This is a genomic window from Chlamydiota bacterium, assembly GCA_016178055.1.
Taxonomy (GTDB): Bacteria; Auribacterota; JACPWU01; order JACPWU01; family JACPWU01; genus JACOUC01.
On sequence record JACOUC010000035.1, the window covers coordinates 87,688 to 110,007 of the forward strand.

At 41.8% G+C, this 22,320-nt stretch carries 22 protein-coding genes; all 22 read right to left on the bottom strand.

What is annotated here, in order from left to right; genetic code table 11:
* Position 1: 1 nt before the first annotated feature.
* Complete coding sequence (locus HYS07_04905; GenBank protein MBI1870517.1) at positions 2-721, bottom strand: SDR family oxidoreductase; 720 nt, start codon at positions 719-721, stop codon at positions 2-4.
* Positions 697-1,770 carry a Gfo/Idh/MocA family oxidoreductase gene (locus HYS07_04910; protein MBI1870518.1) on the bottom strand — a complete coding sequence of 358 codons (1,074 nt, stop codon included), beginning with the start codon at positions 1,768-1,770 and terminating at the stop codon, positions 697-699. The genes HYS07_04905 and HYS07_04910 overlap by 25 nt, the downstream gene beginning before the upstream one ends.
* Positions 1,767-2,549 carry a 3-deoxy-manno-octulosonate cytidylyltransferase gene (kdsB, locus tag HYS07_04915; GenBank protein MBI1870519.1) on the bottom strand — a complete coding sequence of 261 codons (783 nt, stop codon included), beginning with the start codon at positions 2,547-2,549 and terminating at the stop codon, positions 1,767-1,769. The genes HYS07_04910 and kdsB overlap by 4 nt, the downstream gene beginning before the upstream one ends.
* 42 nt (positions 2,550-2,591) lie before the next feature.
* Positions 2,592-3,401 carry an FkbM family methyltransferase gene (locus HYS07_04920; GenBank protein MBI1870520.1) on the bottom strand — a complete coding sequence of 270 codons (810 nt, stop codon included), beginning with the start codon at positions 3,399-3,401 and terminating at the stop codon, positions 2,592-2,594.
* 73 nt (positions 3,402-3,474) lie between these two features.
* Entirely contained in the window at positions 3,475-4,269 is a 795-nt protein-coding gene (locus tag HYS07_04925) for a 2,4-dihydroxyhept-2-ene-1,7-dioic acid aldolase (GenBank protein ID MBI1870521.1), read from the bottom strand.
* A 7-nt stretch (positions 4,270-4,276) separates the two neighbouring features.
* Entirely contained in the window at positions 4,277-6,166 is a 1,890-nt protein-coding gene (locus tag HYS07_04930) for a hypothetical protein (GenBank protein MBI1870522.1), read from the bottom strand.
* Entirely contained in the window at positions 6,167-7,003 is an 837-nt protein-coding gene (locus HYS07_04935; GenBank protein ID MBI1870523.1) for an SDR family oxidoreductase, read from the bottom strand.
* 1 nt (position 7,004) lies between these two features.
* Positions 7,005-7,778, bottom strand: coding sequence for an SDR family oxidoreductase (locus HYS07_04940; GenBank protein ID MBI1870524.1), 774 nt, complete (start codon positions 7,776-7,778; stop codon positions 7,005-7,007).
* Positions 7,778-8,620 (bottom strand): TIM barrel protein, encoded by an 843-nt coding sequence (locus tag HYS07_04945; protein MBI1870525.1) that lies wholly within the window; start codon positions 8,618-8,620, stop codon positions 7,778-7,780. Before HYS07_04945 ends, HYS07_04940 begins: the two co-directional genes overlap by 1 nt.
* Positions 8,620-9,609 carry an aminotransferase class IV gene (locus HYS07_04950; GenBank protein ID MBI1870526.1) on the bottom strand — a complete coding sequence of 330 codons (990 nt, stop codon included), beginning with the start codon at positions 9,607-9,609 and terminating at the stop codon, positions 8,620-8,622. Before HYS07_04950 ends, HYS07_04945 begins: the two co-directional genes overlap by 1 nt.
* Positions 9,606-9,917 (bottom strand): hypothetical protein, encoded by a 312-nt coding sequence (locus tag HYS07_04955; protein MBI1870527.1) that lies wholly within the window; start codon positions 9,915-9,917, stop codon positions 9,606-9,608. The genes HYS07_04950 and HYS07_04955 overlap by 4 nt, the downstream gene beginning before the upstream one ends.
* Positions 9,914-10,657, bottom strand: coding sequence for a glycosyltransferase family protein (locus tag HYS07_04960; protein MBI1870528.1), 744 nt, complete (start codon positions 10,655-10,657; stop codon positions 9,914-9,916). The genes HYS07_04955 and HYS07_04960 overlap by 4 nt, the downstream gene beginning before the upstream one ends.
* Positions 10,658-10,663: 6 nt before the next feature.
* A complete protein-coding gene (locus tag HYS07_04965) occupies positions 10,664-11,602 on the bottom strand; it encodes an N-acetylneuraminate synthase family protein (protein MBI1870529.1) in 939 nt (312 codons plus the stop codon).
* A 23-nt stretch (positions 11,603-11,625) separates the two neighbouring features.
* The gene (locus tag HYS07_04970) at positions 11,626-13,482 is read right to left on the bottom strand and encodes a cobalamin B12-binding domain-containing protein (GenBank protein MBI1870530.1); all 1,857 of its coding nucleotides are present in this window, start codon (positions 13,480-13,482) and stop codon (positions 11,626-11,628) included.
* Between the two features lies 1 nt (position 13,483).
* Positions 13,484-14,611, bottom strand: a complete 1,128-nt coding sequence (locus HYS07_04975; protein MBI1870531.1) for a hypothetical protein — start codon at positions 14,609-14,611, stop codon at positions 13,484-13,486.
* A gap of 97 nt (positions 14,612-14,708) precedes the next feature.
* Positions 14,709-15,749: a zinc-binding dehydrogenase gene (locus HYS07_04980; GenBank protein ID MBI1870532.1), complete on the bottom strand. Its 1,041-nt coding sequence runs from the start codon at positions 15,747-15,749 to the stop codon at positions 14,709-14,711.
* A gap of 82 nt (positions 15,750-15,831) precedes the next feature.
* Positions 15,832-16,491, bottom strand: coding sequence for a class I SAM-dependent methyltransferase (locus HYS07_04985; GenBank protein ID MBI1870533.1), 660 nt, complete (start codon positions 16,489-16,491; stop codon positions 15,832-15,834).
* Between the two features lie 69 nt (positions 16,492-16,560).
* Positions 16,561-17,616 (bottom strand): DUF1016 domain-containing protein, encoded by a 1,056-nt coding sequence (locus HYS07_04990; GenBank protein MBI1870534.1) that lies wholly within the window; start codon positions 17,614-17,616, stop codon positions 16,561-16,563.
* A gap of 279 nt (positions 17,617-17,895) precedes the next feature.
* Complete coding sequence (locus HYS07_04995; protein MBI1870535.1) at positions 17,896-19,704, bottom strand: thiamine pyrophosphate-binding protein; 1,809 nt, start codon at positions 19,702-19,704, stop codon at positions 17,896-17,898.
* Positions 19,691-20,587, bottom strand: coding sequence for an FkbM family methyltransferase (locus tag HYS07_05000; protein MBI1870536.1), 897 nt, complete (start codon positions 20,585-20,587; stop codon positions 19,691-19,693). The genes HYS07_04995 and HYS07_05000 overlap by 14 nt, the downstream gene beginning before the upstream one ends.
* Positions 20,577-21,425, bottom strand: a complete 849-nt coding sequence (locus tag HYS07_05005) for an SDR family oxidoreductase (GenBank protein MBI1870537.1) — start codon at positions 21,423-21,425, stop codon at positions 20,577-20,579. The genes HYS07_05000 and HYS07_05005 overlap by 11 nt, the downstream gene beginning before the upstream one ends.
* A 25-nt stretch (positions 21,426-21,450) precedes the next feature.
* Positions 21,451-22,263 (bottom strand): SDR family oxidoreductase, encoded by an 813-nt coding sequence (locus tag HYS07_05010; GenBank protein ID MBI1870538.1) that lies wholly within the window; start codon positions 22,261-22,263, stop codon positions 21,451-21,453.
* Positions 22,264-22,320: the final 57 nt, after the last annotated feature.

Here is a 22,320-nt window from a genome sequence, read left to right on the forward strand (position 1 = left end):
CTCAAACACGTGTAAATCCACCATCGATCACAATATTTTGACCACTGATGTAGGTATTTTCACGACTCACCAACCAGGCGACAAGTTTCGCAACCTCTTCTGGTTTTCCCAATCGTTTCATCGGAACTCGGGATACGATGTCCCTCATCTCACCCTCATCTAAAACTGAGCGCGTAAGCTCTGTATCAATAAAGCCAGGCGAGACGCAATTGGCAAGGATTCCTTCCTGAGCTACCTCAGCCGCAAGGGCCGCCGTCATCCCATCCAGGGCAAACTTGCTGGCAGAATAAGACGCTCGAAACTCCTTGCTGACAATTCCAAAAATAGAGCTCATATTGACAATACGACCCCACTTTTTCTTTCGCATGTAAGGAATAACTGCACGGCATAAAAGAAACGGGGCATGTAAATTGACTGACTGAATCTGATTAAAGTCTGTCCTGTCAATCTTTTCAAAAGAGCTGATTCGATTCATTCCTGCATTGTTGACTAAAATATCGATCGTGAGTTTTGAAATTTCTTTTTCAAAATTTTGAAATGAAATATCGTCAGAAAAATCAACGGCGCGATAGGTACATCCTGACGGAACATCCACATTTAATTTTCTCCCTGTGAAGAAAACGCTTACCCCGGCTGAACATAATTCATCTACAATGGCTCGCCCAATACCACGTGTCCCCCCTGTAACAAGGGCCGTCAAACCTTGGAGAGAATTTTGCACACGAACTCCTCTGAAATGGTATCACTCAATTGATAACGCTCCTTCCATTTAGAATCTGCACAATAAATTCGATAGACCAAATGCATGGTTTTTAAAGCTTCGAGCGACGATCCGTGAATGATCGGTTTATCGTAAAGAATGGCATCTGCAAATTCGAAAATTTCATTTTTCCAGGAATGATCTTGATTGTAGCGCGTCGTCTGTTCACGAGGATCTCCACCATCGTTCTCAGTCGCATAGACCACCGTCATTGTCTCCGCACCGTAACTCTTAGAACCTGACAAAAGACCTGACAAAATAATCGCACCCTGCGAAAGCGTGATTTCCAGACTAAAGCGATGACGCCACTGGGTTGCTGATGAATGAAGAAAAGCAACAATACCATCTTCAGTCCGCATCAAGGCATAGGCATTATCCTCTACATCATGCTTCCAATGGTCATTCGATACAAAACTATAAACATCCTTAAACTCACCTGCAAAAAGGCGCATCATATCAACCATATGAATCCCCTGGTCTAGTAAAATTCCCCCTCCAGCCATGGAACGCTTGGTACGCCAATCTGAGTCGAAGCGGATAATCTTAGACTTCCCATAAACCCCCCTCATGTTCATCACCTTACCCAATTCGCCAGACCGAACAATACCTAAGGCATCATGGACAGAATCGTGATAACGATGATTGAATCCATACTTTAATTTACATTGGGGATGCTGACGTTCACACTGGATCACACGAACAACATCATTTAAATCTCGACCCGGTGGCTTCTCGCAAAAGACATGAAGCCCTCTTTCCAATCCTGCCATCGTGACCTCTGGTGCAACATCATTGGTCATACAAACAAAAAGGGCATCCAAATCCTCCCCCACTAATTGATGATAATTGTTAAAACAACGCACGCCATCTTGAGAAACTCCATCCCCGCTGAAAGTCCGATCACAAACAGCTACCGTTTCTAAATGGGGGTGTTGATCAATAAATTCCCTACGGCGCTTCCCTACAACGCCATAGCCTGCAATTCCAACTTTGAGCTTTCCTTGCTTCATAAAACAGCGGATCCTAGATATCGAGGGAGAAGCAGGTCCTCGGATATGAGTTTTTCAACACGGGCAAGATCTTCAGGCGTATCGACTCCGATAGAAACACCCTCTACAAGAACCATCCTTACAGAATCTCCATATTCGAGGACACGCAACATATCCACCGACTCGATCATTTCTAAAGGAGAAGGAGAAAGTGACACATATTTTGCAAGGTAGCTACGACGAAAGGCAATGAGTCCAAGCTGTTTAAACATCGGAATAGATCGATTCCATTTTTTTCTGGAAGGGATCCGTTCACGGGAAAAATAAAGAGCATTTTGATTTAAGCCCACAACCAACTTCACTACATTGGGGCTACTGAAATCCTCTTCATTGGTAATGGCCGCCATTAAATTGACAACATTCAGTGTTGACTCCTCCTTGAGAGGAGTCATAGCCCGTTCCAGCAACTCAGGCTGCAATAACGGCTCATCCCCTTGAATCATCATGACCCTATCAATCGACTGTCCAGAAAGGGCTTCAATTTTTTCAACAGCTTCCGCCGTTCGTTCGCTTGCACGTTCGTGCTTGTAAGAGGTCATGACACAAGGAGCCCCAATCGATACTGCATAATCCTGAATCGCCTTATCACAGGTCGCAATAAAAACCCCTTCTAAAAGCGAGCAGAGCTTGCTTCGAAAATAAACATGACCAATCATAGGAAGGCCTAGAATTTTTGCTAGGGGTTTTCCAGGAAAGCGTGTGGAAGCCATGCGGGCAGGAATAACACCGATGATTTTCATGATCAGAAAATTCCTAAAGAATTGAAACCCATTCGCGCATTTTTACATGCGTGTAAAAATAATATTTGACATTGATTCTCGTATTAAATGCCTTGATTTAATTCCAAAACCAGCCCCTTCAAGAAATTGCACAAGTCTCTGTCCCTTTGACAAACCCTCGTTTATCTCAACCAACAAGCTTTTAACTTCTGGGTTCGAAAGGGTCTCCTTACCGCCTTCTAAGATTTCTAATTCATGACCGTCCACATCCAATTTAATATAATTGGGAATTGGAAGCAAAAACTCTTGAATAAGATCGTCCAACCTAAATCCCATCAATTTCTGATGCCAAAAAGGGATAAATGGTTTTCCATTTTCATCAACACATTCCCCCAAGCTGTGCAAAGCCCCCCCTGGCTCAATCCCTTCTAGAGAACTATAATTAAATGCCTCTAATCTTGTCTTATTTGAGAGGGCAATTTGCAAGGGCGTAATGCTATCTGAACACTGATTAAGATAAATATTCTTGCAGAGCTGAGAGAAGGATGAAAACCCTGGCTCAAACGAAAAAATCTTTCCATCCCCCCCCATTGACTTCGCTGCAATCAGTGAATACACACCCACATTAGCTCCAATGTCGTAAAAGACCTCTCTTCCTCCTATAAATGTTTCTATCCAATGTACTGTCTCTGGCTCTTTTTTACATGAGTGTAATCGAGTAAAAAATTCATAACCAGATTCAATATCAAGATATATATCCCGTCGGGGGTAATCCATCTTCTGAACAATTTTAAATTTCCCCTTTATCGAAACAGCCGTCCTTGGACTCACCTGACACAGCATCCGAGTCATCCAAGCCCCGGTGTTTTCCACAACCTTTCTATAATGAAAGACGAACTTTTTAAAAATGTTTTTTACGAATTTCCTAAGAAAAGTCATGCGATTTTTAGGTTATTTTCTTCTTCATAAACGCAAGTCCACTCCGACATGTCACATCCAACATTCGAATATCCAAACTATAGGCAAGAAAATGAAAGCCTTCTTTGACACGCCTCTTAAGCTCTTTGGGGTCGGGTTCAATGATATGAATACCTCCCGGTTTTTTCATCTTGGCAGCTACTTGTTTTATTCTTCTAAGAGCCCTTAATACCTTTGGATGAGTAAACTGTCCTGGAACCCCAAGCGAACCGGAAAGATCATAAGGTCCAATCATGTAACCGTTAACCCCAGGAACAGAAAAAATCTCTTCAAGATTTTCAACTGCATCAATATGTTCAATTTGGACAATAACAATTGCCTCATTTTGCAACCACTTTAAATAGTCCTGAAAGCGTGTACCATAGCCCTGTGCACGGGCAAGTCCTACCCCACGTCGCCCCCTAACTGGATAATGTACCGCGCAGACAGCAGCTTCAGCTTGTTCTCTAGAATTGACCATCGGTACAATGACGCCGTGCGCCCCAGCATCCATCACACGCTTAATTTGGTTCGGATCATTCGAAGTCAATCGAACCAAAGGCGTCACACCGCAAAGACCTATCACACGAATCAATTCCTCTGCCTCTCGAATGGTAATCACACTGTGCTCTAAATCCACGGCAAGCCAATCAAACCCTGCTTTTGCCATAATCTCAGCAATTCCAGTATGAGCAAGGGTGATCCAAGAGCCAATAGTAAGCTGGTTTGAAAACAATTTCTGTTTTAAGGATTTTTTTTTGGAACCTATTTTTGTTTTACTCATTTTCTCCCTACATCAATTCAACAAGTTCATTTACGGCCCGCTCTGCGGAGCGCCTATCATCTTTATAAGAACCATATGCGTTAAAAAATTCTCTATCGAGAGGCCGCGGAAGCGCAACCTCAGATTTTCGCAATGCAACTTCTATATCTTTTAGAAATTGTTCCTTAGTTTCAGAAAAAACAACACGTTTTTTTAATTGTTTAACCGCCTTGGGATCAAATTGAATAAAAGGATTTCCCGAAAAGACAATCACTTTTTTATCCGTCAAAAGAGATTGCAAAAGGGTTGTGCTTGGACAGTCGATAATAAATAAGTCCCCTAATTTCAACATTTCTGAAAAGCTAATCGAACGAATGATCACACAATTTGATATCTTTTCTCTTCGAAGCCACTCGTCAACAGGATGATAGACGCGATCTCCTGAATGAAATTTAGCTAGAACGTAAACATCTTGGAATTTGCTACAAACACGTATAACTTCTTGTTGCAAACGCCAGTACCAAATATCAGGGTAAGAATGATGTGTAAAATATCGCGTCTGCCCCATAAGATTTGTATTGACATAAATGACAATTTTTTTGTTTTTTGGCAAGTTTGAAGCGATCTCGCTAAGAACTTTTGAATTTAAATCGGCTTCATTCTTACTTAAAACATCCAGAGAAATCGAACCCACAGGGATAATCTTCGCTCTTCTTTTTTCGCTCGCTCGATATGCTGAGGGAGTAGCCTCTCTCAAAGAATCACGGACACCTTCTCCATAGCAGAAAAAGTAGTTCGCTGCATACAAATCATGATGTTCAATAATAGGGTAGTCCACATATCCATACATTCCTCCGTGCTGATAGCAAACCACAGGGATTTTCAAAAAATGCCCGGCGATAGCGCATGCGATTTGTCCCACTTCAGCATATTGACTGCCCAAAATAACAGCTTTGCTTCCATGAGGAATCTTTTTAGAAATCGTATCGGTCATTGTAAGACATCGAGGTATAACAAAGGTAATAAAGTGTTTAAGACGTGTCTCAACAATCGAAAAGTAATTCTTGTTTCCCACTGTGAAAAAAGACTTGAAATTTTCATCCTTTGATAACCTCTCCCAAAGAAGATGGCAAAGTTGTAGCGTGTCCCTCTGAGGTAAATCTCCTCTAACTCCGCTCAAGAGATCTTTTAAATTTATCACCTTTCCTGTCCCCCGCTTTAACCATAATTCTCCAAGGGGCTTACTATCTGCATAGAGATCTGTCAGAATGAGAGATGGCATTCCATTGAATGAAAAATTCATATCTGATGAGATATTTTCCCATCGTCTTGACAAGCTGGCCAAACCTTTTAACCCCGTGCGAAAAGTCGAACGCAAGCGCCGAAACGGTGCAAGAGCTGTTGAAAACGCAGTATAAGTGCAGTTTAGGTCCTTTAAAAAAAGAGGTAACAAACGCGATGAAAGAGATTCGTCACGGAAAAATAAATTATCTTCGATCCGGTCGGGACGTGTATCAAAAAAAAGAACTCGTGTAGGTTTTAATTCTAACAATGCCCGACAAATTCTAAGTTCGTAATTCAAAACAGCATCGAAGAGAACCTTAAGATAAAAAAAGAAAAAATGTGAAGAAAATGCCTTTCCACATCGATAATCGGAAAGGATTGAACGCTTCAAGGAGCTATCCAAATAATCACAAAACGCCTGCACACGTTCATAGTTACGTAAACCCATTTCAATAAGTTCTGTCTCATCATGAAAGTCATCAATGATGTGATATGCTAAACCAAGCTTTTCAGCAGCATAATCCGCCTCTGGGGTTAAAGCTACGTATGTTGGCTTTAAATAATTTTGAGCACTATACCGTAGGAGAAACTTCAACTGATCCTGCGTCTCAAAAAATGCAACGATAGCCGACATTTACCAACAGGTCCTTCCACCATCTATCGTAAGAAGAGATCCCGTCATATAGCTCGACGCATCTGAAACGAGAAAGACAATGGCTGCCTTATATTCATCTTGGCTCGCCATGTGACCTAACGGAATAAGCTCAGAAAGACGCTTCACGAATCCCTCATCTTGTTGATCATAAACCCCACCGGGGCATAAGGCATTCACGCACACACCTCGATCGGCCCAATAGGTCGCCAAATAACGGGTTAACCCGAGAAGTCCTGATTTGACCACAGAGTAACTCACAGGCTTCACGGGTTGTTCATTTTCAGGGGAGCCGGGCCGACGATAAATTCTTTGATCAGGACCAATCAAAGCAAGATCAGAAGCAATGTTAAGAATAACGCCCTTACCTCTTCTTGCCATTTCAGTTCCAATGATCCGGCTACATAGAAATGCACCTGTAAGCCCTACCGCTATGTCTTGATTCCAAATCTCTAGTGGAAAATTTTCTAACCTAGACCCCTGAAATTTAGAATGATCTTTGGACTCAACTTTTGGATTATTTGCGGCATTATTAACCAAAATATCAATTCGTTTAAATGTACTTATAATTTTTTTGAGCGCACTGGAAATCTGCATTTCTTGAGAAATATCGACGGCTAAACCCATTGCTGGGACATGGTATTTTTTTTCTAATTCTTTTGCGCAAGCTTTTGTCTTCTCTAGATCCAAATCGAAAAGAACAGGCACCCCACCCATTTCTGCGATGGCCTCGGCATGTTTAAACCCAAGCAAACCCGTGCCGCCCGTAATCACAGCAACACGACTTGTTAAATCAAAAGCCTGTTTCACAGATTTCATTTCAAATAACCCGCGTTTGTCCACCGTCTACAACCAGACAAGCCCCTGTTATAAAGGAAGCTCTTTCAGATGCCAGAAATGTAACTGCATCGGCAATTTCTTCGGCTCTACCGAAACGTTGCAAGGGAACTTCTGTGTTGATATATTGCTCAAAAAAATCTTTTCGTTCGGCGAGCTTGGCCTCCCAAGTCCCACCCGGAAACAGGATATTTCCAGGAGAAACGGCATTCACACGCACTCCCTGAGAGCCTACCATGCGAGATAAATTTTTCATTGCACTGTGAAGGGCCGCCTTTGCTGCACTGTAGGGAATAGGGGCAGGAATAGCTTCATTTCCAGCAATAGAGCTGATGAAAATTAAATTACCACGGCTTTGAATTAAATGGGGAAGGGCAGATTTTGCAAACGCCATTCCCCCTAACAAATTTACATTCAACATCTGTTGCCACTCGTCCCTAGATAAATCCCAACCACTTTTACCTACGCCGCTTCCTATATTTGCAATAGCAATATCAATTCTTCCAAATTTTTCACACGTATTTTGAAGAACACGATGAATCTCTGCCTCGAGGGTCATATCTGCACAAAAGGAAGCAACACGATGAGAACGTCCCTTTTTCACGAGGAACGACTCCGCATTTTTTACATTTTTTTCATCGCGGCCAGTCAGAATGACTTGAGCTTCTTCTTCTAAAAATGCCTCTGCAATAGCAAGCCCAATTCCGCGGCTGGACCCTGCAATCAATACAACTTTATTTTTTAATCCAAGATCCATTAGGTTCTAGACATCACAAAGCCAAGATGCCTTTCTACAAATTGGCGATTCTGTTTCGCTAACTCCATCTCGCCTACCTCGAGATTGCGCGCTGCTTGCAAGATAAACGGCCCTTGGAATCCGGCTCCCTGAATCAACCGAAAGCAGGTTGGAAAATCAGCATGGCCACTTCCTAAGAGTACCGTTCCTCCCCCCAAAAGGCGGTCTTTGACATGAACACTTCCCAGCCAAGAACCTAAGAGTGAAAGTTCTTCTGAGGGGTCATGTCCTAAAGAGGCCGCGTTTCCAATATCATAATTCATTTTGATCCATTGGAAAGAAACGCGCTCAAGAAGCTTCAACAAGGTTTGGGGAGATAAATCTGTCTCCAGATGTAGCTCTACTTTTTTTTCTTTTAAAAGAGGAAGAAGCCCCTTTAAAATAATGACTAAACTCTCTAAGGCCTCAGGAGATTTAAGGGAAGAGGCATCCACAAAAGGTAAAACCATATAGCGGACTTGTAAGGCATTGGCTCGACTGATTAATCCTTTTAAATGTTCAACAACTTTAGGCTGACTCCTTCCATCGGATAAAATTAAATGCTGTGTCATGTAGTGATCAGCACAGATAGACCAAACTTGAACTCCAGACTTCTGAATTAACTTTTTAATTTCATGAATACCTTCTGGAGTCCTTAAAGGATTTTCACTTTCCGTCTCATATTCATAAATCCATTCGATACAAGCGAGACCCGCTTCTTGAGCCTTAAAAAATTCATTACGCCAAGTATGGACGGGAAAAGACTGAATACGCCCATCACGAGGGGGAGAAAGTCGACCTTGCATAATTCCAATCGGATTCATTATTTCTGCTTAAATGCGTAAGGGGATGGAGCATTTGAAACTTTTTCTCCCCTTTGGGCATCCCATTTTTTGATTTGACCAACAATATCTACACCTACATTCTCACTCCACGCATTCAAAAGTTTCTTTGTCATATTCCCCATTTTCCCATCTCCAATTTTTGTACCATTTAAAGATGTCACGGGAAGAAGGCAAAAAGGAGTTCCTGTCATGAAAGCTTCGTCTGCCGTCATCACATCATAAGGCTCAATATTTTTTTCAACGGACTTTAACCCTAATTGACAAGCCAGTTCAGAGAGAACATAAGCTCGACTAATCCCTCTTAAAATATTGCGTCCCTCCGGGGTTACAAGAACCCCATCCTTTACGATAAAAAAGTTATCCCCTGTCCCCTCTGCGATAAAACCATCTGGATCTAAAAGTAAAGCCCAATTGTTTTCACCTTCACATTGAGAAACTTCAATATTGGCCATCATATAATGAAGCCGACTTCTATTCTTAACCTTGGGTTCCAAGAGAGAAGCCGGAATGGCCCGCTGAGAAGGAATAACTGCATTGATTCCCTTATCAAAAAGAACCCCCATCCCAGCAACCGTCCAACGAAGTGGAAAATCTGCAATGATCACATTTGCACCCCGAGGAAGGCCTACGATACCTTCATAAATAGAAAGAGTACCTCGAGAAACATCAATCAACAAACGATGTTCATCGTCGTGGGAGAAAACAGATTCATTCGCTTCGATGGTCTTATAAATAGCCTTTTCCATATCATCCAAAGACATCTTCAAAGGAATTCGGACAAATTTGATGGAGGCGTATAATCTTTCTAAATGTTCTCGAAGCTTGAATTGTTTCTTATTAAAGGACCGAGTCATTTCAAAAACCATGTCCCCGAACATTAAAGCCGAATCATAGATAGAAAGTTTCGCCTCAGCTTCAGGAACAAACTCACCATTCAAATAAACCACCCTTCCTTTGCCATTGTTCATGGATTCATCCCCTCTCGACACATCCAGTCGCTTAAATTAAGAGCCTTATCATCAATATAAAGATCTGCTGTGGGCTTTCCCATATAAAGTTGGTGATAAGTTACTTTCCACTTTCGAAGCTGCTCCTCTGTCAGGGGACGCCAATTTATTCCCGTTGTTGCGCCTCGTGCCGTATAAAGAAGGACTGTGTGCCCTTCTTGATAAATCTGATTCACTCGCGTGATCACAGAATAGATCGGCTCTGCCTTTTCATATTCTCCATCCGTATTCGTGCACAAAGTTCCATCAATGTCGAAACAATAAATCACACGCGTTCCTTCTTAAAAATTTCATCATACCACTGGACAATGTCCACAATGTTAAAATGGGGATGACGCGGGTACAAGTATTCATAAAGCTCTTTCATAAAGACGTACTCGTCCCATGTGTTTACATCTAAGACAAGATCCGGTCGCCGAAATGCAAGGGGGCATTGAACCGTTCCGACCCGATAACGTTTATCCATCGCTTTTTGTGTTTTATAATCAAAAAAATTCAAATGCGGATGTTCTCTTTTGTAAAAATCTTGAACCTCTTTCCAAACGGTTTCTAAGGCCTCAAAGTTAAACACCTCCGCCCCAATTCCATCAGGATAACCATTTCCAAATACAGGGGCAAGGTTTGAGGAAAAATCGCTTTGGCCAGTCAGATGATAATCGACGATGCGATCGATTTCTCCAGGCTCTGGAACAGGATTATCTGCGGGAAGACGAACAATCACTTGGGCTTCGTATTCCTTTGCTGCCTGGTAATAGCGATCGACTAAATCATTTTCAGAACCTCGAAAGGATTTCACTCGATAAGTTTCAGCAAGCGTTTGAAGAACATCATCCTCTGCCTTTTCAGTCGTAGCCAAGACAATCTCATCCATACTTTTACAACGCTTTACACGCTCTAAAACGCGTCCGACCAAAGGAGCACCCGCCAAATCCAACATAGATTTCCCCGGCAAACGCGTGGAACCCATCCGGGCTTGCAGAATCAAGACAACTCTAGGTTTTTGGATCATTATTCTTTAAACTTTTTGAGGCTTAGGAGCCGCGGAAGGTTTCTCTCCATTAGAAGGTGTCCAGTATCTCAATTTCTTTGCATTGGCAAGTTCCGAGGAGAGAACGCGCTTAATTCCATCTCCCATGACCGTTGGAATGGTGCGAACATAACCGACCATCATTTCTAATCCTCTCTTCTCCAATGAAGCGGCTTGATCACTCCCATACATCGCCCGATCCAGCGTGATATGACGTTCAATCGCCACAGCGCCCATCATGGCAGCAAGGACACCTGGAACCATGGTCACTTCATGACCACTGTATCCAACAGGGCATTGATATTTTTTTCTTAATTCAACAATACATTTTAAATTCAGCGCCTCCTCAGGAACTGGATAGGCAGAAATACAATGCATAAGGACAAAAGGACAATCATAATTTCTAAAAATCTCAACCGCCCGATCAATGTCCTCGTAAGTGCTCATCCCTGTCGAAATAAAGGTGAGTTTTTTCTCCTGAGCAACCGCTTCTAAAAGATCCAGATGCGTCATCATAGGAGATGCAATTTTGTTATATTTAAGATTGTATTGCCGCATAAAATGCTGGCTCTCAACATCCCAGGCAGAAGCAAACCACTCGATTCCAAATTTCTTACAATAAGCGTCAATCTCATCATATTCTCTTTTTCCAAACTCTAAGCCTTCCTTTTGCGCTCTTTGTGTTTTCCCCCACGGACTTTCTCGAGGTGAATCTAAAACCTCTTTGGAATAAACAATATCTATCGTGCGCTTCTGAAATTTTACCGCGTCACAACCTGCCTCTTTAGCCATATCGATTAATTGCTTGGTAATCCCTAAATCTCCATTGTGGTTAATACCAATTTCGCCAATAATAAATACATGTTTAGCAATGGGCCAAGGGTTTTCTTGAATCAGGTCGCTTAAAAACTGAAAACCGTTATTCATTTGTCCCTCCCTGAATAAATATTCTACCGCCCCTCACGTAGAGGCTGCATGGATTGTTCATTAACAGATGTCGCAACTTGACCAACCTCTTGCATAATCTTACGTAATGACTTATTGATCTCTTGCGATTTTTTCCTTTTGAACTTCATGATGTGGAGGCATCTGATCTGAAAAAATTCACTCAAACGGAGAATAAACACCTTTTTAGGAAGCCTTAGAAATTCTGATCTCAACAACTGATACCAAATAATAAACGTTCTAAAACGGTATAAATAAACAAGGGCAGGATAGTACCAATAGCCTGTTGAAAAGTTAAAATAACCCCCTCTGGAATAGTCGTCCGATGACACCTTGTCTTGAACCTTCAGCTTTTTCCAATTCTGAAACTTGCTAGGCCAAAAAAACTTCAACATCAATGGATATAAGAAATCATTCATAAATCCTTTTACACTCAAACGAACCATGTTGTTATATTTTAAATAATGAGCCATCACTTCAAAAACCAATCTGCGCCTCCAAGACTGGACAGTAAAATAATCGGTGTCTGTAAAATTCAAGAATTTGGTATCATCACGGGCGTCGACATTAGAAATGAGCATCAAATATTTTTCTTCATCTTCAAGCGTTTTACCCAGGAATCCTTTCACCCTTGCGTTTTCATAAACAGGCGTTCCAGGCAAAGCTTGAATGTAATTACAACTGATCCTATTCTGAGGATACTCTGGTAAAAATTGTGTGACTGATTTCATAAAATCAGTGGTTTCAGAAATCGTCTGCGGAGTTTCACCCGGCATCGCCAAAACCAATTGATAAGTTGTATAAATTCCCGCCTCGAATGTCCAGCGAGCCGCATGATAATTCATATCCACTGTTGCTCCCTTCTCCATCACTTTGAGAATGGTTGGGCTCCCCGTTTCCATCCCATAATATACCGCCACACACCCGCTTTTTTTCAACCTCTTAAGTAAATCCAAATCCACGGAACGAACTCTCACTCCTGAGACAATGTATAAAATATCTAGCGACTGAACCAATTCTATCAATTCATCCAGCGCTCGTCTGTCTGATCCAAAATTCTCATCGGCAAAATTGATAAAACCCACATTGTATCGATCCATAAGATACTTAATTCTGGAGATAATTTTTCCAGGCGGAAAATGGCGATACCCCTTATCCCAACGGTGACAAAAGGTACATCGAGCAACACAACCTTTCGCAGAGAGGACATTGCCCATTTTCTTCCCATGGCGATGACTCTCTCGGCTCCGAGGATCCCGCGCAAAATCCTCCCTCCTTGTAAGAGGGTCCTTCACAAAATTATCAATTTTTGAAAACTTTTCTAGAATAGTATAGTCAGGATCAAATAACTGGTCGGCAGCAATCGCCGTCTCATAACCCGTAAAAATAAAATCTCCTTTCCTATCTAAAAAAGAGATTCCTTTAATTTGCCGAAGTGTTAAATCATCAAATGATGTACCTCGATTCTCAATATATCGCATGAGATTCACAATGACTTTCTCGCCTTCCCCAATGACACAAAAATCTACTCCACATAATCGATGAAGGATTTCTGCACTTGCGGCAAGATTACCACCGACAACAATCGTTACGTTAGGAACAACTTTGCGCAAGGCCTTCGCAAGTCTTTTAGTATACTCATAGGCGGTTGAAACCACAGCGCTGATACCAACCACGTCGGGTTGCTGCTCTTCAAAAAATCTAACCACTTCATCAAACGTTGGCCTTAACCCATCAATATCATAGAAATAGATATCATGATAACCATGGGATTGAAGAGATTGAATAATGGCCATCGAACCAAAAGGAGGATAATCCGTCGGAACAGGGCGAATGGGAGTTGTACAAATTGTGATTTTCATTTTAAACCTGAGAATGGGCCATCATCAGTGATGGATCAGTAGATCTGAAATAATTTGGAACGAGCTTTCCCCTACTTTCAAGCATATGAAACATCATGTCAAATTGCTGTTGAATAAAGGGCGCATCGCCCTTCGTCCCGAAAATTTTTTGATATTGACTCGCCCATGGAAATTGTAAATCGGGTGTCATTCCGTACAGTTCGATATTCAATTGAGCACTAAAATATTCGTTGTCAAAGCCAAACATCAAATAAGGGGTATCCTCAAGGTATATAGGCACTGCCGATCCAATGCACTGTCCCATGATTAAAGACGCTCTTTGGGTGAGTGCAACCCGATATTTTGTTGACATCGTCGCCTCCACGGACACCTCGATCTTTTCCCTCAAATCTTCAGGGATGGATACAGGATTCCAAAAATCATTCACAAGAAAGAACTTTACATTGTACTGATTCAATACCTTTCGCATAAAACTAAACCAAGTTGGCAAATCCGTGTTTCGACCAGGATGAGTCTTTGAATTCCGAATAAAAATAACAACAGGAATGAGGGGATAACTTCTCTCAAGAAAATATTTTTCTGCCCACTCTAAGAGAACTTGACTCGATTGAAACTTTGGCACATAGCCCGTGCTTCGATAATAATCAGAAACAGTCTTCAAATGGCTCGCTTTCCGAGGTCTATAGACAAATCCATTCTCTGGATAGATCTGATGGGAATGCCGCACCCTTTGATAAAACGACAAAAATTTCATGCGGTCATCAAATATCACAAGCGTACTGACGCTTCTAAGAAGGTCTGCACATTCCGCTAAATTCATAATCCAATTTCTAAAAGTCGCTTCATTAACTTCGGGTTGATCTCCTCGATGTTTTTTATCACGGTCAGCAACAAGAACAACATCCATGTAGAAAAGAGAACGTTTGACTCTGGCCATTTCACTACTCGCAAGAAATTCGGCAACACTATGATCGTAAGGATTCCCCGCAAAATCATAAATTGCTAACAGGGAATTTTTGTAGGCCCGTCCTGACCTAAAAAAACAACTCGTATTTTTAAGACAATTCTTAAGAGAATCAAAGGAACCTTTTACACGTTGCTTAACCTTAGAGTAAGTTATCCTTTTCAAAGAGGGACTCCTCCTTCTATTGAACAACAAGAACATCATTATTTAATTTATTGTCATTGTACATCATCAAAGGCAATCGCTCCACACTCACCTTAAATCAATCCTCCATCTTAATCATGATACGCCCTGCATTTCCTTGTTCCAACTCTTTCAATGCTTGATTAATATCCTGAAGTCCATATTCATGCGTAATCATGCTCTTTAAGGGCAAATCTCCTGATAAAAAAAGGTTTGCGTAAAAAGGAATATCCTCATCTGTCTGGGCAGAGCCACCCCAAGAACCCAATATTTTTTTACCCTTAATTAAATCCATGGGATCAATCAAAATCAAATCACCTTGAGATAAGTTACCCGCAATGACACAGATTCCTCCCTGGTCTCTTACAGATCGGAAAGCAGCCTCCATCGCCTGTTTTTTCCCCGAAGCTTCTATCGCATAATCCACACCCAATCCATTCGTCATATTGAGGATTTCAATTGCCACATCGCAAGACATTCCATTAATCGTGTGAGTTGCACCCAATTGTTTCGCTTGTTTTAATTTATGATCAAAAATATCGACCGCAATAATTTTATGAGCCTTAACAAAAGAAGCCGCCATCAAAGCACTCAAGCCCACTCCTCCAATACCAAAAATAGCAACGCTCTCTCCCTCAGAAATCTTGGCCACTTTCAAAACGATTCCTGCACCCGTGGGAATCGCACAACCCAGAAGAGCAGCCTCTCGCAACGGCATAGAATCCAAAATAGGCGTAAGACGATTCTCGCAAGTAATGGTCCGCCTCATAAAGGTGCTAATTGCCCCAGAATTAACAGGACCTTCATCACTCTGGTAAACCATCGAGGGGACATCCTTCCCTTTACCTTTAATCCAAGAAAGAACCACTCGATCGCCAGGTTTCACCTTCACAACATCGGAGCCCACTTCCAAAACTGTTCCAGAGCCCTCATGACCTAGGGTGTGAGGAAGAAAACGATCCGGTCCTCGTTTACCTAAAACTTCTAGAAGTTGACTGTGGCAAATACTGCTATATGCAACATCCACAAGAACCTGTCCGGATTTAAGACTGGGTATCGTGACAGGAATAAGCTGCAGAGGTTTGCAAACTTCGAAAAGAACAGCTGCTTGGGTTTTCATAAGAATGGGTGAGTGGTTACTGATATCTCTACTTATTATTCATACCCCTCACTCATAACCTCTCACCCCTCACCAAATAATATTATTCCGCAATAAACCAATAATAATCGCCTGTATATCCGACTTCCTGAAAGAGTTTCTTCCAATCATTCACATGCATCATGGTTTCAGCGGTCAAAACCCATTTGTAAAGTTGTTCTTGCTCTTTTTCATTTCTCCAAGCATCCATGGTGATATAGCTGTGGCCACGGCTGACCCTCTGAATTTCTCTAAGGGCCTTCTTCAAAGGCTCAAGAGAAAGGTTGTGGATAGAATTGATAGAGATTACGAGATCAAAGCTTTTATCTGGAAAGGGTAAGCTTTCTGCACTCGCTACTTTAAGAAATGGTTTCACTGTAGGTATGGCGTGTTCAATGGCATATTCGCTCACGTCCACCCCTGCAACTTGGCATTCAGGCATGAGCTCTCTAAAATCATGCAACAAAAATCCCTTTGCACATCCAATGTCTAAAACAGCAGCATTCTCTGGCAAACGATAATGATCGCGAAATCGTTTTGCGATATCTTTCCAACGCCCATCATATTTATAGCCTCCATATCCCATCACACGAGGACCATCAAAAAACTCCCGACCAAATTGTTTAGCAATTCGGATAATTTCGGAAGTTTTCTCTTTGGCCCTTTGATCGTAATCACGAAGAGCTTTAGGGTGAGAATTTAAAAGATTAATTTCTGCCATCACGAAGGGCAATCCCTAATCCAAATAAACAATGCGCCATGGGTTCATACCCGGTATGAACGACTTCATCATTCATGACTTCTTCGCCTTTTCTACACCTTTGCTGAGCTCTTTTTCAAGCTCCTTAATCGCTGGAAAGCTTGATTTCAATTTCTTCGGCAACGCATGCGTTAATTTATACTCTGATACCCCAATGGGTTTATGGATATCACTCATGGCATATTCTGCAACCAACTTATCCCGCCTCTTACAAAGTAGAAGGCCGATTGTTGGGAGGTCCCCAACTTTACGCAACTGACTGTCCATCGCCTTGATATAAAAATTAAGTTTGCCAGCAAACTCCGGTTCGAAGTCCCCTGTTTTCAGTTCAACCACAACATAGCAATGCAAGCGAGTATGATAAAAAAGAAGATCTATAAAAAACTCTCGGTCCCCCACTTGAACAGGAATTTGCCTGCCGATAAAAGCAAAACCGGCACCCAACTCCAGAAGAAAGCTCGTAAGATGATCTATGAGCTTATGTTCAAGCTCTCGCTCGCTAGAATCTGTAGACATGTTCAAAAAGTCAAAGATATAGGGATCCTTCAATGTTTGTTGAGCAAGATCGCCTTGGGGTTTAGGCAGCGTTAAATGAAAATTGCTAACGGCTTTCCCTTCCCGTTCAAAAAGACCGCTCTCTATCTGATGAACAAGAACGTTACGACTCCAATTATGCCTGATCGTGCCCTGCACGTAAAACATAGCTTCACAGACGTCTTTGCATTTAGAGATAATGGCAATGTTATGTCCCCAGGGGATAGAGGTAATTTGGCCAACAACTTGTTGGCTAATTTGCTCTTCTTGGCTGTAAAATAAGTGCCACTGTTTGATATACTTTAAATTACTAAGTGAAAATCCTTTCATATCAGAAAATTCTGCCATCAAGTCCTTGCTGAGCCGAGGCAATAGACCCTCTCCCCATTTTACGCTTTTTTGCCTGACAACAATATCCACGCCCATATCCCAATAAAGCTTTAACAGTTCAGTGTTTACACTGATCGCAGCTTTAATCTGAGCACTGCGGACTCTCTTCTTAATATCCGAAAGCCAGGACTTGTATTCCTCGTCGCTCGTCAAATAATCTTTCATATTCTTAATGTCACAACCATCATCGCTTTTTACGCATACAATCCAACACCGATGCCAAATAAATAATGGGCCATGGGATAATATCCTGTATGAACGACTTCATCGCCCATCATACCTATAGCCTCCGTATCCCATGATCCGAGGACCATCGAAAAATTCTGGTCCAAACTGTTTCGCAATTCGAATAATTTCTGGGGTCTTTTCCTTAACCCTTTGATCGTAATCCCGAAGGGTTTTAGGTTGGGAGTTTAAAAAATCAATTTCTGACATTTGAAATTTCTATTTGACACGAGACGATTCCACAGAAAAATCTTTTAAGGATATTTCCATGGGTTGAATCGTCATATTTTCAAGAAATTCTTTTCTTTCCAATAACGGATCTGCATCCTCATTGGGTCTCCCAAACTTCACTTGAGGAACGACTCTTTCTTTGGAAGCAATTTCAACATTACAAAATACAGGACCTTTCGTCCTCAAAACCTCTTTAATACCATCTTCTAGTTGTTGAGTGCTAGAAAGGCAAACTGTCTTGTATCCATAAGCTTGTGCCACCTTTAAAAAATCAGGAAAAGCCAATCCTCCTTCAATAGAGGAGGCAAAATAATTTCCTTCTAACCATTGATCCTGAGTTTGCTGAATCATGCTATAACCATGATTATTGATTAAAAAGATTTTAATGGGCAGTTGATAACGTAAAACGGTTGATAGCTCTTGGATATTCATTTGCAAACTTCCATCTCCTGTCACACAAATTACAGATTTTTTTCCAAGCGCTAGAGAACCTCCTATGCTTGCTGGCAAAGCCCAACCCATCGCTGTATTATTGCAATCATGATATAACCTTTGATCTGCTTTAAAATCAAATGCCTGCATCATCCAAGCTACAGCACAACCTGTATCTACAAACAAGGCGCTTCCTTTCTCGCAAGCTTGAGAAAGAGCTTTTACGAAAACATATGGATTAATTTCTTTTTGCCGATAATACTCGTCAGGACAAATAGGATACTTTTCTTTCCAGAAAGCAATTTGCTCTCTCCATGACGAGATATCACTTTTAGAGAAATTGACCATGTGCTGATTCAATTGTAATAAAAAATCCTTAGCATTTGCATGGATGAGTTGTTCTATTTTCAACCCAAACCTTTCAAATTTTTTTAATTCACTCAGATCAATATCGACAACTATTTTTTTGGCTGCCCTCGCAAAACTATAAGGAGGGCTTCCTGTGGCTTTTGTATCTAAACGCGTTCCTATCGCTAAAATTAAATCTGCATTTTGGACAGCAAAATTAGCGTATCGAGTCCCATGGGTTCCAAAGGTACCGATTAAAAAAGGATAATCTGATTCAAAGAGATCTGCCATCGCCCATGTAGGAGCAACTGGGAAACCGAATTGCTCTACTAAATTTTTTGCTTCTTCCTCAGCTTTGGCCAAACGAACCCCCCATCCTAAAATAACCACAGGACGCTTGGCTTCTTTTAAAAGCTGCAGGCATTGATCGATATTAAAATTAGATTTTCTAGGAGCTTTTCCCTGATCCAAAACAAAAGGCTCAAGTAACGCTGGATTAATTTCCTCCCTTTGAATATTGTCGGGAATATCAATCACCACAGGTCCGGGTCGATCTGATTTTGCAATATGGCAGGCTTTTCCCAATTCATATCTTATTTTCATTGCATCGAGAATCTGTACAGCATATTTTGTGACGGATTTATAAATACCAATCGTATCTGTTTCTTGAAAACCCATTTGTCGAACACCCGTATCTTTTTTCATTCTAAATGTCGAAACCTGACCTGTAATATAAATGACAGGTACAGAGTCATAATAGGCACAGCAAACTCCGGTCAGCATATTGGTAGCGCCAGGGCCACTTGTTGAAATGGCCGCTCCTAAATTCCCCGTAAGGCGAGAATACCCATCAGCCGCCATGGCTCCTGCCTGTTCATGCTGAGGACAAATAAATTCAATACCTTCGGTTTCTGCAAGAGCATGAATGAGATGAAGGGAGGCGCCACCAGAAACAGCAAAAACATGGCGAATGCCCTGTTGGGCTAAAAATCTTGCGACATAATCAGAGAGCTTCATGCCAAGGCATCTCCAATTTAGATGTGATAAAAAGTGTTCCCTCACGATAACTGGTTGGCATGTCATCTACATGGCTCACCCGTTTCCAACCCGTTTTTTGAGAAAAAAGACGAACACCCGTTTTTTGGAAATGTTCATAAATAGCCGTTGCATTGTTTGGATTACCCACTTCAATGAGACCATCTGTATTTGCCCAATGATCCCGATGGGTCCCCAACAGAACTTCTTTCTCGTGTCCTTCAATGTCTAATTTAACTAAATCAGCCCAGGAAAGAAGGGCATTCATGGCTTCAACCTTCACAGGAAATCTTTCAAGCTCGCCATAAGGATGAGCTTTCGCACCCGCCAGATGACTCCCGGTTGTATTTCCTAACACCCTCACAAATTCCATCTCTCCCGCTTGAGTCGAAACAGCTGTATTAAAGGCGTGAATATTCGAACAATGATTAAAGTCTAAATTTCTTTTAAAAATTTCAAAATGCTTGGGATCCGGTTCATAGGCATGCACTTCAAATCCACATTTGCTTAAGATGATGGAATGAAGTCCAATATTGGCCCCAATATCAAGAACCCGTCGATAAGAACGACGATGCATCCAATAAAAACTAAAAATAATCAACTCATCCAGATCAAACAAATTGAGAGAATCAACCGCGCCCATGTTATGGTAAGGAAAGGTTAAACTTCCAAAAGGTTTAAAATCTACAGGAACTCCATCATTATTTAGAAAAAGATTTTCTATTTCACGACGCGCAATCTTCTTGAAAAAAGAATACAACGATGAGCCGGGTGCATGAAGAGCGCTCAAAGAAGGCAATGTTAACAAGAGTTCTTCAAGAACGAAAGTCGAAGAGACATTGACCGCCTGTAGACTAGGAGCCATTTTTCAAAACCCAATCATTGCCAAACCTTCTTAATTTATACATATGCGGCTCTTCTGTTAGTTTCTTGGCCAAAATCTCATTCCCCCACGGATCATAAACCACACTAAAATTGCGGCCGCTGACTACTTCCCGAGGAGAATCCACCAACCAATCACAACAAGCGACGATCCTTTCGAAAGAAGTACACTCATCGCTCGCCAATTTATCAAGAGTCTTCTGGTAACTAGGACCTGCTCGTACACCCGCTTTCAAAGTTGATTCATGGATCTTGGTTTTAACCCAACCAGGTCCCACAATGACAAAACGGCAATCTGGAATCTCAGCATCCAAAAGTTCACACATCTTGATCAAAGCAATTTTAGAAACCGTGTACGCCGAATAATTGACAGTCGCATTGTTGGTCCCACCCCCTGCAAAAAAAAGAACGCAAGAACCTAATTTCGAATCGACTCGACGGGTTGGAAGAAGTTCGCGAACGATTCTCATCGGACCTGTAAAATTGATCTTCAAAGATTCTTCCCATTCATCAAAATTGCACTCCTGAAAAGCACTTACAGGATCTTGAGTCCCGGGACATAGGACCAACGCATCCCATTGGGGACAAAGGGCTCGAAGATTCACACAAGCATCCAATATCGATCTCTGATTTGAGAGATCGCAACGACCCATTTTCATGCCCCAACTGCTTAACTCCTCAACAGCCTGAGATTCTGTCCGATAGGTTCCAAACAAATTCCAGCCCCTCTCTATCCATGATCTGCCGATAGCACTTCCAATATCACTGGACGCAGATATGATAATAGCTGAACTTCCAACACTCTCTCCTCTCACAAACATATTAAACTCCCTATCAACCAAAGAGTTAAAAGGCTGATCGGTGTTTCCCCCCATTGACATGAAAACACGAGCCAGTAATCCATGCAGATTTATCAGAAGCAAGGAATGTAACTAAACCCGCTACGTCGTCCCCTTGACCTATTCTACCCAAGGGAATTCTGGCCGCACCCTGAGCATCTATCTTGATTCTAGCATTGATGAGAGAAATTTCTTCCTCGTAAGCAACCTGTTTGGCTAATTGATCTCTTCCATCAGAATGCACCTGCCCCACACAAATAACATTGACCAAAACACCGTCACTTCCTAACAAATTAGCCAAGTGCTTACTCAAATTAATCACCGCTGCCTTGCTTGCACAATAATGAGGGATTAAAAGACCAGGTTCTACCCCTGAAATGGACGCTATATTAATAATACGTCCCACTTTTGATTTTTTGAGCCACGGCAAGGCCTGCTGTACAAAGTGAACCACTGTCATCACATTCAGATCAAATGCGGATATCCAATCATCACGGTTTAAGTCATAAAATTTTGTTATTTTATTTACCCCACCAACGTTATTAACAAGAATATCTAGCCTGCCGAATCTCTGAATCGCATCCCCAACAACTCGCTGCACAGATTGAGGATCCGTAGCATCAGCAGCCACAGCAAAAGCTTTTCCTGGAAGTCTTTCAAATTCTTGCACAGTCGCCTCGAGCACGACAGGATCACGAGCTGTCAAAACAACATCTGCACCTTCCTGAGCAAGGGACTGAGCAATAGCTTTACCAATGCCTTTGCTGCTTCCCGTGATAAGAGCCACTCGACCCGTCAAAGTTAAGTGAGTGTTTTCCATCCACCTTCCTTAAGTGTTGAACTGTCACAAATTGAAGCCCACGAAAGCTGAAAGGGC